Here is a 12,457-nt window from a genome sequence, read left to right on the forward strand (position 1 = left end):
ACCCATTTTTGCCTCTAATAAAAAATGTTATTATCAGTAAAAGTACAATGCAGCAAGCCATGGAAAGCGTTTCATCTGGATACATTTCGTACAAAAAATTTTACAAAAAAGCGCAAAGAACCAAAAAAATTCCCGTAAAAATTGCATACTTTCTTGTGCAAAAATTTGTTAGCTAACTAATTATCTCTTTATATAATTGATACACCCAAAAAATACTTTATTTAACCAAACATTGTACTAATCAAGTCACCAACAAAATGAGCTATACCTATGACTATCAGCGCAATAATCAAATGCTCTGCTACTACTTTCCATGTTTTTGTCTTTTGCCCTCTGGCAATGTACAAATTAAAAGCAGTTAATAAAAATAGACCCCAGACTATACTAATAATAATTGCTGTTGATAATTGAAATAATAAAAGAGGAATAACAAACGACAACGCAATAACAAATTTGGATACAAAAGTTGAGATTGTTGATTCCCATATTTCTCTTTCTGTGTGTTTGCCTTCCGCTTCTTCAGAAACATGAATACCCAATGCGTCCGAAAATGCATCTGCTATTGCAATTGTTAATATTCCACCGAGAACCACAAGCGTTGAGTGCGTGCCAGAATGTAAGCCCACTATCAGTCCCAAAGTTGTAATTACTCCGGAGGTCAAACCAAAACTAAATCCTGTTTTTATTGAATGATTCATCGTAATAATTTACCGCCTTCAAAGTGGATTATTCACATTTAAAATTTTTCTTATGCCATAATTATTCAGTAGTCTATAATAATATACGCAACAGTCAATTTTGGAGCTGAATTATCTTTCTATAAGTCCAACTCGTCTGCTATCTCTTGCATTGCTTTAAGTGAAATTTCAAAAAACTCGTTAAGGGGAATGCCAAGCTCTTCCTCGCAAGTCTCCATCTGATCCCTGCTTGCACCTGCTGCAAAACTTTTGTCTTTGAATTTTTTCTTTATAGATTTAACTCGTACTGTAGCCAATTTTTTGTCAGGCATAACCAACCCAACCGCCATGATGAAACCAGTAATTGGGTCCACAGCGTACAGTGATTTATCTAACGGCGTCTTTCTGGGGAATCCATGTCTTTCATTATGTACTTTTGCAGCATAAACTACGTCCTCCGGAAGGCCTAGCTCTTTCAGCCACTCTGCACCTATTAAGCTGTGTTTTTCAGGGTCGTCTTTGGTTAATTCGTAATCGATATCGTGCAATAATCCTGTGATACCCCATTTTTCCTCATCTTCGCCCAATCTTCTTGCAATAGCCCTCATAACAGCTTCTGTTGCAAGCATATGTTTTATGAGATTTTCATCCCTTACTCGATTTCTTAATTCACCAAAAAGATTGTCTCTGTCAAATACCATAAAAACCTCCTTAACTCATCTAAATTTATACGTCTTTCTCGTTATAACATTTTTGTATTCTATTTTTTGCGCCGAAATACTCTGTAATTAAGAAACGGAAAAATACTGTCTCTCTCTTCTAAAAACTCCAGCAAATTTTTATCAATTATATTACTTTTTACTTCTCCGTAAAGCTCATTAAATGCATTAATATGAAATTTTACTCTATCTATCGAATAGTTTGATGCAGTTCCTGTTGTGATAAGAAATGTCCAGTCGCTACTCTCAGCAAGAAGCAATTCTCTTCCCATCTGAGTCAGTGCCCGCTCAATAGTATTGTCAGGAGTTATTATTTTCTCAGCCAGTTCTATCATCCTTTTCCCCATCATATAAAGGTGAGAATACACCCAATCATTTTTCTCGTTGAGCCAAACACTAAAGTACCCTCCGTCACCCCACGTGGATGGAGCAGGGAGAGACAATTGATTGGTGGGATATTTTTTTAGATAATTAAAGGGTGTAATTGTTTCAATCTTATCTGAATATTTATAGATTTTTCTCAAAAGAGATTCAATAAAATCTGGCCCTTCAAACCACCAGTGTCCAAAAAGCTCCGTATCAAACGGAGCAACAATGATGGGCTCTCTGTCCATAATGCTAAGCAGATACTCCGCCTCCTTCTCTATGTTGAACATAAAATTACCCGCATGAGTATTTGCTGTCTTAATGGCCTTTTCTCTATCGTACAGCTCTTTTTTGCCAAGCGGCATATTCCCGGTAATCTTGTGCATTTTAATGCCGGAATCAAACCTAAATCCCCCGGGATGTAGATACTTGTTTACTTTTTCAACCGGGATTTCATACCCAATATCCCTGTAAAATTCCCTGTAGTTAAAATCGCCAGGATAACCTTCCTTTGCACTCCATACCTGTTTTGAGGCTTCTGGGTCTCTTCCAAAAAATGCAACGCCTTCTTCAGAATAAATTGGCGCGTGCACGCCATATAGTGGCTGGGGTTCCGCATATAAAATACCGTGTGTATCAAGGAAAGTAAATTTAATGTCGTTATTTGCAAGGATCTTTTCCACGCCATTTGTATAAGCACACTCGCCAAGCCATATTCCTCTGGGGGCACGTCCGAATGTGCGTTTATATGCTTCAATGCCAACTTCAACTTGCATTTCTCGTATCCGCTCGTTTAGCTCAAGAGGAAGTATCTCATGCGTTGCAGTGCAAGTAATTATTTCAAGAAATCCTTGTTCTTGAAACTTTTTAAAACCTGAAAGAATATCTCTATTTAATTTTACATCAAAAAAATAATTAAGTTCCTTAAATCTATCCAAATAAAATAGTAAAATCTCTTTTTCTCTTGCATTTACTTTATTTTCTATAATTTCATCTCTCAAAAAAGATAGCCTACTATCAAGATAGCGCTGGTACCGCCTCATAAGTAAAGGATCTGTTAACATAGAAATAAGTGGAGGGGTTATGGATATTGTGAGCTGGAATTTAATGCCTTCTCTTTTTAATCTTTCAAACAAAATGTAAAGCGGAAGATACGTCTCACTAATTGCCTCAAAAAGCCAGTTTTCCTCGAGGAAAAATTCATGCTCAGGATGCTTGACAAAAGGAAGGTGGGAGTGCAATACAATACTGAGATATCCCCGCTTGCCTTTCATCGTTCTTTAGGAATTTTTATATATTTTACTGTCTTTGCAGTTTTTTCGGTCTTTTTTTTCTTTTCTTCAAGAGTGTTTTTGTCTTGTACTTTCTTTTGCCTCTTCACAATCCTCCCTGTATTCGGATTCACATAAGCCCATTTAGTCGTTTTCTTCGCCGAAGGCTTACTGCGGGGAACAACAATCTCTTCGGAGGAAATGACAGAAACAAACCTTTTTCCTTTTTTAAACCCAATAGAAGCTGCTAAAGACTTACCTTCTTCAACACGCAAATATCCTTTACCTTTGTATGAGGCAACGGGAATTTCAAGCACTGTCTTGCCCTTATTTCTTAGCCGAAGAAAGATGTCTGATTTTTTTTCTTTGCCTACAATCTTCCAGTGTACATAAACATTGCCGGGCTCTTTAGGAAGAAGCTCTAAATGATTCACTCCGTAGCTCACATCAAGTTTTCTTCTTTTTATTTTTCCTTCACTTTTAGCAATTTTTTCTTTCATTTTATCTCTAAGTTTAATTGCACTCACTAATTTTGTTTTATTCATCTTGTGTCTTCCCTTTATTCCGTAACGCTTTGCCACATCTAAAAGCTCTTTTTTATTCATTTCATCATAACTTTTTTTATTCATTTCATCACTTCCTTAAATCGATATACGCGGAAAACTTTTAGGAAACATGTATCCCCGTGGTATTACAACAATGCCAGAATTAGACACATAAAAATATTTTTCATCAACTTCTCGATTAAATCCTATCTTTACATTATCTGGCACAATGACCCTTTTGTCTATAATTGCTCTCTTTATGCGGGTATTTTTCCCGATATTTGTGTTATTAAATATAACTGAGTCTCTAATGTTGCTCTTTACACCAATCCTTGCCTTTGGAAAAATAACAGAATGAAGGATCGTCCCTCCTTCCACAATCACGCCATCAGCTATTAAGGAATCTTTTGCATAACCAAATATCTTCTCTCCACTAATTTCTCTAAAAGTAAATTTCGCCGGAGGAAGCTGTCTTGCATGAGTAAAAAATGGCCAGTTTTTATCATAAAGGTTTAGTCCAGGTAAAGGAGACAAAAGATCCATATTTGCATTATAAAAAGCATCAATTGTGCCAACATCCTGCCAATATGCCTGCTCGTTATTTTTATCCACAAAACGATAAGAAAATACTTCATTTTTGTTAGATATAGCAAACGGTATGATGTCTTTGCTAAAATCATGAGATGAACTTTGTATTTTTGCATCATGAGCAAGAAGTTTATTTAATGTTTCTCGGTTGAATATATATATTCCCATAGAAGCAAGAGAATAATCGGGTAAATTAGGCAAAGTAAAAGGATTTTTTGACTTTTCTTTAAAATCAACAACTTTGCCGTTATTGTCTATCTGCATAATACCAAAAGATTTTGCCCGCTCCTTTTCTACAAGAACTGCTCCAATGGTAATCTCAGCTTTATGCTCAATATGAAACTCAAGCATTTTCCGATAATCCATTTTATAGACGTGGTCCCCCGAAAGAATTAACACATATTCAGATTCTTCTCTTTTAACAAAGAATAAATTTTGGTAGACAGCATCAGCCGTGCCTACATACCACCTTTCACCAAGACGTTGCTGCGGCGGAATATCTATTATATACTCACCGAATCTGTCACTCAAAAACCCCCATCCTAACGCAAGATGTCTGCTGAGAGAAGCTGATTTATATTGAGTAACAACAAGAATTTTCTTCAGACCTGAATTAACACAGTTGCTTAGCGTAAAGTCAATAATCCTGTATTTTCCACCAAATGGTACGGCCGGTTTTGCTCTTTCCTCAGTAAGCGGATATAGCCGTTGCCCTTTTCCCCCGGCAAGCAGAAATACTAATGTCTTTTTAATAATTCTCTCACAGTTCATGGCTTCCTCCAAAGACTTTCTTTTATTATAAGATTAATAGAGGAAAAAGAAAAACACAGGCTAATAAAAGAGGGAATCCTCGTCTTTGATATTCAGATATCGTTTTGCTTTTCTTGTGACAACTCTTCCCTTTGGCGTTCGAAGCAGAAAATTTATCTTCATAAGATACGGCTCTATAATGTCTTCCAGTGTCCCTCTATCTTCACCGCATGCCGTTGCAAGCGCTGTAATTCCCGCAGGACCACCTTTGAATTTTTCAACGAGATTTCCCAGATATTTCCTGTCCAAATCATTCAGGCCAAAACTATCTATATGAAGATCCTTACACGTTTCCTCTACAATATCTTTAGTAATAACAGCATTGTTCCTTACTTCTGCAAAATCTCTTACGCGTCTAAGCAACTGTATCGCAATCCTGGGTACTCCTCTCGCCCTTTTCCCAAGAATCAATGCCGCATCATCGTCTATATGAATACCTAAAATTTTGCTGTCGCGAAGTATAATTTCTTTCAATTCCTCCGGACTGTACAGCTCAAGATGATAAACTATGCCAAACCTATCTCGAAGTGGAGGAGAAATTAAGCCAAAACGGGTTGTAGCCCCGATAAGGGTAAAAGGATTTAAATCAATAACGATAGTGTGAGCCGAACGTCCTCCACCAGCCACAATGGGCAGCTTAAAATCTTCCATTGCCGAATAAAGAACTTCTTCATTTGCTTTGGGAAGACGGTGAATTTCATCTATAAATAATACGTCACCCTTTGAAAGACCGATAAGAATTGCCGCAAGATCAGCAACTCTCTCCAGGGAAGGACCGGTTATATGTTTAACATGAACGCTCAACTCATACGCAATAATTGAAGAAAGAGTAGTTTTGCCAAGGCCCGGCGGGCCATAAAAAAGTGTATGGTCCAGTGACTGTTGCCGGGAACGAGCTGAATCTAAAAAAATCCTCAAGCTTTTTTTGACTTGCTGCTGCCCAATAAACTCGTCTAAATTCTTTGGCCTTATAGGGTTACTCATTGCTTAACTTTTTTATCGCCATTTTAACGATATTTTCCACAGAATCGTTTTCATCGATAGTTTTCAATACTTTTACAGCATCTGTAGCACTATATCCAACGGATATCAACGCATTCTTTGCAATTTGAAGATTTTCATTCAAGGGAACTTTTTGTTCCAGCAAATCTTTTATCTCTCCACCTAATTCGATGACTACCCTCTTTGCAGTTTTTCCACCAATTCCCGGAACAGTTTGAAACTTTTTGAAATCACCAGTTTCAACCAGAGAAATAAATTGTTCTCTTGAAAACCGTTTGAAAATTTCAAGTGCCGTCTTTGCTCCGATACCACCAACTTTTCTAATGATAAGCCCAAATAATTCTTTTTCAGACATTTCTGTAAACCCATAAAGAGTTGTTCCGTCGTCTTTCACATCCTCATATATATACAAACTAATATCATTTCCAACATCAAAATTTCCAATTCTTGGCAACACTACCTCAAAACCAATACCATTAACGAGTACAATCAAATTATGACCATTTATTTCATAAATATTACCCTTTAATAATGCAATCATTTGGCTTTCTCCAGATATGGAATTGTATAAATATGACAAAGCGCAAGTGCAATACCATCTGCAGCATCATCAGGACGAGGTAAACGATCCATTTTAAAAATGTTCATAATGGCATATTGCACTTCCTTTTTGGTAGCCCTACCTGCACCAAGCAAAGCTTTTTTTGCCTCCGACGGAGTATACTCAAATACCTCACTATAATATTTGGAAACAGCGAGCATTATAACTCCCTTTGCTTCACTAACATTAATCACGGTTTTTAAATTCGTATTGAAAAACAGTCTTTCAACTGCTACATAATCAGTCTTATTTTTATCCATAAGATCAGACAATTCTGAATACAGTTTGTTAAGCCGCTCAGGGATATTTAGATTCGGAAGTGTTTTTATCACACCATAATTGATTAGTTCTAACAAATCGCCATCTTTCTGCACAATACCAAAACCCGTAGAAGCAATACCCGGGTCAATACCCAAAACTCTAGTCATTCTCTAAATTCCAATCTCATCAAGAATTTTTTTTAACTCATCTTCATCTATATCGTAATTTATATAATAATCCTGCACGTCATCGTGATTTTCAAGTTCGTCGCAAAGTTTAAGAGTTCTTACTGCATCGTCACCGGAAACTTTGACTGTAGTTTTTGGCCTGAGTACAACATCAGCATTTTTTATTTCTATCTTTTGCTCTTCCATTTTGTTTTTTACTATTTCAAGTGCTTTTGGGTCAGTTATCACCGTAAAAGCACCGTCTTGTTCTTCAAGGTCTTCTGCTCCGGCATCTGCAGCGATCATAAAAAGGTCATCATACTTTAAATCAGATGATTCTATCTCAATTTCACCCTTTGTTTCAAAGTTCCAGGAAACCGCCCCTGATTCTGCAAGACTTCCATTAAATTTACTTAATATCCTTCTCAACTCTGAGACAGTTCTATTTTTGTTATCTGTCGATATCTTCAAAATAAATGCAATGCCACCAGGCCCATATGCTTCATATGTAACTTCTTCGTACGTTACGCCAGGAAGCTCACCTGTTCCACGCATAATTGCCTTTTTAATATTATCCGAGGGCATACCTGTTTTTTTAGCTTTCTCAACAGCCCCTCTTAAACGCGTATTAGTGTCGAGATTGCCTCCACCTTGCTTTGCTGCAACAATTATTTCTTTCGTTATTTTTGTAAAAACTTTGCCTCTTTTGGCATCTTGAGAACTCTTCCTTGCTTGTATATTATGCCATTTCGAATGTCCGGACATAAAAACCTCCTTATTGTTTATTTAAAAAACTTTTTACCATATCTAAAAAATACTTATGAATCCTTAAATCATTCCCAAGCTCCGGATGAAAGGATGAGGCAAGAATATTTCCCTGCTTCACAAAAACAGCACCCTCGGAAAGTTCAGATAAAATTTCCACGTCTTTGCCCAAGTCTTTCGCAACAGGAGCTCTGATGAAAGTTGCATGAAAAGGGGTATCAAAACCCTTTATCGCAAGATCTACCTCCATGCTGTCCACCTGTCTGCCAAAAGCATTTCTTGTTATTGCGGTATCAATTAACTCTAATGTAGGCTGGTTAAATCCGTTAATGTGCCTAGATAAAAGAATCATTCCCGCACAAGTCCCGTATATTGGCATTCCTTTCGCCGCCCTCTCTTTTATGGCAGCATCTATCTTATAAAGACGAATAAGCCTTCCTATGGTTGTGCTTTCTCCTCCGGGCAGTATTAGCCCATCTACAGAATTAATGTTTTCTACCGTCTTTACAGCGAATGCTTCTGCTTCTGCGCGCTTTAACATATTAATATGTTCTGATACAGCACCCTGGATTGCAAGTACTCCTATCTTCATCTACTCTCCTCTTACCTGCATTTTATCTTTATCCGTAAGATCCTTAATGTCTATACCTTCCATCTCTTCGCCAAGATTCTCCGATACTTTTGCAACTATCTCCGGCTTGTCAAAATAAGTTGTCGCAGCAACAATTGCTTCTGCCCTTCGTTTTGGATTAGTAGATTTAAAGATGCCAGAACCGACAAAAACACCATCAGCCCCAAGCTGCATCATAAGAGATGCGTCAGCAGGCGTCGCTATGCCTCCGGCAGCAAAATTTACAACAGGAAGCCTCCCCAATGCTTTTATCTCCCTCACAAGCTCTATGGGTGCTCTCAGCTCTTTAGCCTCCGTAAAAAGTTCATCGTCACTCATAGTTTGAATCTTTCTAATTTCATCCGTCACAACGCGCATATGCCGCACTGCTTCTACTATATTTCCTGTACCCGGCTCTCCTTTTGTCCTAATCATTGCAGCACCTTCAGAAATCCTGCGCAATGCCTCACCAAGGTCCCTTGCTCCACACACAAATGGTATTTTAAAATCCCATTTCTTGATATGGTGTACTTCGTCGGCCGGAGTAAGCACTTCACTTTCATCAATAAAATCTACTCCAATTGATTCTAAAATCTGTGCTTCGGCAAAATGCCCAATCCTTACCTTCGCCATAACCGGTATAGAAACAGCATTCATTATATCCTTTGCTAACTTCGGATCAGCCATCCTTGCAACGCCGCCCTCTTTTCTGATGTCAGCAGGAATTCTCTCCAGTGCCATTACGGCAACTGCGCCTGCTTCTTCAGCTATTTTAGCCTGCTCAACAGAAGTTACGTCCATAATGACTCCACTTTTAAGCATTTCGGCTAGTCCTTTTTTTACTTTTATCGTCCCATAAACTTCTTCCATAAGCTATCGCCTCCTCTACTATTGTATGATTTTCCTGCTAAAAATCAACTCATTAAGGGTCATTGGAAGCGAAAAATCCCGCCACAAAACCTGTAGAAAATGCAGCCTGCAAATTGTAGCCACCTGTGACGCCATCGAGGTTCAGCAACTCTCCGGTAATATATAAATTTTTAATGAGTTTTGACTGCATCGTTTTCGGATTAACTTCTTTTAATAAAACCCCGCCTTTTGTAACAACAGCATGCGCAAACCCTTCGGTGCCAATAATGGTAAGTGGAAAGTGTTTCAGTAAATCAAGCACTCTTTTTCTCTCTTCTTTCGTAATTTCGTTGCATTTTTTATTCGGAACAACGCCTGTTAATAACACAAAAATTGGAATAAAACTGCGCGGAAGAAGATCGCCTAAAGAATTTTTATATTCTTTATTGGAATATTTTGCAAAATCCTTTAACAATCTTTTGTCAAGAACTTCTTTATCAAGTGCGGGCTTTAAATCAATTTCCAGAGACAAAGGTTTAGTAAGATACGGAACAATTTCCGATGAAATCGACAATATGATGGGGCCTGAGATTCCATTTTTTGTAAAAACCATATCGCCAAAATGGGAAAATTTCTTTTTACCAACGCTTGCACTGACTCTCACATTTCTTAGTGATAACCCTTCCAGTTCTCTTCCCCATTTTTCCTCCGTAACAAGCGGGACAAGCGAAGGATATAACGGCTGGATCGTATGCCCCGTTTTTACAAGCATATCAAACCCATCGCCCGTGGTACCGAGACCAGGAAACGATTTTCCGCCTGTCGCAAGAATTACCGCATCACCTAATATCTTTTCATTAGATTTAAGAACAATCCCTTTTGCCTCATGATTCACTATTATAAGGTCTTTTACGGATGTCTTTTCCTGTACGGTTACATTTAGCCGTTTAAGCTCCATTTTTAACGCATCGAGAATGTCCTTAGCGTGATTACTTACAGGAAAAACTCTGTTACCTCTTTCCTTTTTCATTCTAACACCAATTTCTTCAAGAAATTTGACAAGATCTTCATTTGAAAATGCATAAAATGCATGATGCAAAAATCGGCCATTCCGCCCAAATGCCTTAATTAATTGGTCAATAGATCCGGCATTCGTTACATTACATCGGCCTTTCCCTGAAATAAGAATCTTGAGGCCAAGCCGTGGCATCTTTTCAAACAGGTAAACTTCGCTTTTTTCGGCAGCTTTTATAGCAGCCATTATTCCAGCTGCTCCACCACCAATAATTAAAATTTTCTTTCCCATGAGATAAAATTATACAGCAAAAAGATATATTATTAAAATATTTAAAAAATTCTTGCTTTAATGTATTTAAAATTATCTAAGCCAACTTTATAAGTAATAGAATATATACATTGAATTTAAAATCATTTTTTTTAATTAAATCGCAATTTAAAAAATAAATAATTTTATATTTTTTTTATAAACTACTTGACAAAGTAAAAAACCATCTTAAAATTTTATTTAGAGGGTGAATATTTAATATTCAGGTATAAAATGGGGAAATGTTAGGAAATGGAGGTGGTAAAAAAAGAAAAAAGATTGAAAAAAGTGCTTTTGCTACTGATAAGCGAAAAAAAGGGGTTAAACTGTAGTAGCATCAAAAAATAAAAAAGGAGGAGGGTATTAGAAATGAAAAAAATTCTTATTATTGCAGTAGTAATATCACTGCTGTCTCTTGTGGGCTTTTTTGCCATAGGAAGTAACAACGTAATGGCAGATACCATCCAGGACGGAACAATACATTATAAGGGTTCCACTACAATAATATCGCTAGGGTATGATCAGTGGGGTTATAACTATCAGGCACATATGTTCAACGGGTACTATGGTAATATTACGCGACCACCCGCACAAGTTAATGAAGGAACTCACTTGATAATGAAGTGGAACGATGCCTGGCTCTCAAACAAAGATTGCGATGGTGATGGATTTCTTGACCGCCACTATGGTTATAATAGTTACATCGGCTCGGGCGCTTGGCTAACAAACCATATGCGGGGAATATACGAGGGAGAAGATGGCAAAATGCATAAATGGACTTATTTTTGCAAAATTGTTGCTGCTCCGGAAGGCGCCACTGCGATTGAGGGTGTGTGGTATACATCTGATGGAGAAGAAATTGGTCCTGTCATCTGGGGAGCCTTTGCTACCATCCAAGAAGTTTATATAGACCGTTATGGTGGCTTTCATGGAATTTCGTATTTGAGCCCTATTGGCCCCGGCTTTGGCAAATATATGCCATGAAATAAATTCTTTACAGGATAAAGAGGAGCATCAATAAGGGAAAATAGTAAGCACATAATCACTTTCGACAAAAACTCTGAGCTGCTAAAATTCTTAAAAAATTGTTTTCGAGAGCTTTAGCAGCTTGGGGTTTTTTGTTATTAAAGAAGTAGATTTAAAATATATAAAACTTTAATATTACACACACAATAAAAAAATGGCCATGCTCTTGCATCCGACTATCCTCTCCTAGCGGTATGACAGCAGAAAGCTGATCTGTAAAAACATCAATGGATTTTTGTTCCACTGTATGTGAAACTGCTTTGATTCATTTTTATAAAAATCCCCTCGTCTTTACCTATTACATTTAAACAGTGCGGGCATAGCACAAGATCCTCTTGCCTTATCGTATAATCTTTAACAATTCTATCCTTAAAACAACGAAGTACTTTACCATTGCCAATTTTCTGATATTTCATAAGTTTTGTGCCACATTTTGCACATTTTATTGTAAGCATGCTTTTAACACTCCTAATAATATTTTAACATAAAATTTACAGGAGCCAAATTGTTACATACATTACATTGTGCTTATCATGCTTTTTAGTTTTTGCGAGAAGGAAATAAAATGACCGAGAAAGTAATCCCAGAATAATATTTCTTTTAATTTTTGGTTTTCTAAAACAATTATTTATTATTAAGGATGAGATTGCTTTGTCGCTACCGCTCCGCGCAAAGACAATGCAGCACAATGACGCACGAAAAAAGTGATCGCTTGGTGCCAGGCACTTTATGATCATTTTTGTATCGCTTGGTGCCTCGTATGATATAGAAGGAGGAGAATTATATAAAAAATGAGGAAAGAAAATTAAGTGAAGAGAATAGAAGAAAGTGATACACTGTACTTAGAGGAGTTTGAGGATTGGTTAGATCGGCTGG

14 protein-coding genes are annotated in these 12,457 nt (G+C 37.2%); 1 reads left to right on the plus strand and 13 read right to left on the minus strand.

Going from position 1 to position 12,457, the window contains the following annotated elements; genetic code table 11:
• Positions 1–221 precede the first annotated feature (221 nt).
• The 12 genes from U9Q18_01995 to U9Q18_02050 all read right to left on the minus strand — a co-directional run bounded on the left by U9Q18_01995 (position 222) and on the right by U9Q18_02050 (position 10,537).
• Complete coding sequence (locus U9Q18_01995; GenBank protein MEA3313130.1) at positions 222–698, minus strand: hypothetical protein; 477 nt, start codon at positions 696–698, stop codon at positions 222–224.
• 119 nt (positions 699–817) lie between these two features.
• Positions 818–1,378, minus strand: coding sequence for an HDIG domain-containing protein (locus U9Q18_02000; protein MEA3313131.1), 561 nt, complete (start codon positions 1,376–1,378; stop codon positions 818–820).
• 59 nt (positions 1,379–1,437) lie between these two features.
• On the minus strand, positions 1,438–3,036 hold the full coding sequence (locus U9Q18_02005; protein MEA3313132.1) for a 1,4-alpha-glucan branching protein domain-containing protein: 1,599 nt from the start codon (positions 3,034–3,036) through the stop codon (positions 1,438–1,440).
• Entirely contained in the window at positions 3,033–3,662 is a 630-nt protein-coding gene (locus tag U9Q18_02010) for a DUF4912 domain-containing protein (GenBank protein MEA3313133.1), read from the minus strand. Before U9Q18_02010 ends, U9Q18_02005 begins: the two co-directional genes overlap by 4 nt.
• 12 nt (positions 3,663–3,674) lie before the next feature.
• Entirely contained in the window at positions 3,675–4,937 is a 1,263-nt protein-coding gene (gene glgC, locus U9Q18_02015) for a glucose-1-phosphate adenylyltransferase (protein ID MEA3313134.1), read from the minus strand.
• A 60-nt stretch (positions 4,938–4,997) separates the two neighbouring features.
• Entirely contained in the window at positions 4,998–5,960 is a 963-nt protein-coding gene (ruvB, locus tag U9Q18_02020) for a Holliday junction branch migration DNA helicase RuvB (protein ID MEA3313135.1), read from the minus strand.
• Complete coding sequence (gene ruvA / locus U9Q18_02025; GenBank protein MEA3313136.1) at positions 5,953–6,519, minus strand: Holliday junction branch migration protein RuvA; 567 nt, start codon at positions 6,517–6,519, stop codon at positions 5,953–5,955. The genes ruvB and ruvA overlap by 8 nt, the downstream gene beginning before the upstream one ends.
• The gene (gene ruvC, locus U9Q18_02030; protein ID MEA3313137.1) at positions 6,516–7,007 is read right to left on the minus strand and encodes a crossover junction endodeoxyribonuclease RuvC; all 492 of its coding nucleotides are present in this window, start codon (positions 7,005–7,007) and stop codon (positions 6,516–6,518) included. The genes ruvA and ruvC overlap by 4 nt, the downstream gene beginning before the upstream one ends.
• A gap of 3 nt (positions 7,008–7,010) precedes the next feature.
• Positions 7,011–7,772, minus strand: coding sequence for a YebC/PmpR family DNA-binding transcriptional regulator (locus U9Q18_02035; protein MEA3313138.1), 762 nt, complete (start codon positions 7,770–7,772; stop codon positions 7,011–7,013).
• Between the two features lie 10 nt (positions 7,773–7,782).
• Complete coding sequence (pdxT, locus tag U9Q18_02040) at positions 7,783–8,364, minus strand: pyridoxal 5'-phosphate synthase glutaminase subunit PdxT (GenBank protein MEA3313139.1); 582 nt, start codon at positions 8,362–8,364, stop codon at positions 7,783–7,785.
• Complete coding sequence (gene pdxS, locus U9Q18_02045; protein ID MEA3313140.1) at positions 8,365–9,252, minus strand: pyridoxal 5'-phosphate synthase lyase subunit PdxS; 888 nt, start codon at positions 9,250–9,252, stop codon at positions 8,365–8,367. It abuts the gene before it with no gap.
• Between the two features lie 52 nt (positions 9,253–9,304).
• The gene (locus U9Q18_02050; protein MEA3313141.1) at positions 9,305–10,537 is read right to left on the minus strand and encodes an NAD(P)/FAD-dependent oxidoreductase; all 1,233 of its coding nucleotides are present in this window, start codon (positions 10,535–10,537) and stop codon (positions 9,305–9,307) included.
• Between the two features lie 387 nt (positions 10,538–10,924).
• Between U9Q18_02050 and U9Q18_02055 the strand changes: the two genes are divergently transcribed.
• Positions 10,925–11,539: a hypothetical protein gene (locus tag U9Q18_02055; GenBank protein MEA3313142.1), complete on the plus strand. Its 615-nt coding sequence runs from the start codon at positions 10,925–10,927 to the stop codon at positions 11,537–11,539.
• A 266-nt stretch (positions 11,540–11,805) separates the two neighbouring features.
• Here U9Q18_02055 and U9Q18_02060 read toward each other — a convergent pair whose 3' ends face one another.
• Positions 11,806–12,036: a hypothetical protein gene (locus U9Q18_02060; GenBank protein ID MEA3313143.1), complete on the minus strand. Its 231-nt coding sequence runs from the start codon at positions 12,034–12,036 to the stop codon at positions 11,806–11,808.
• Positions 12,037–12,457 lie beyond the last annotated feature (421 nt).

Source organism: Caldisericota bacterium (assembly GCA_034717215.1).
Lineage (GTDB): Bacteria > Caldisericota > Caldisericia > Caldisericales > Caldisericaceae > UBA646.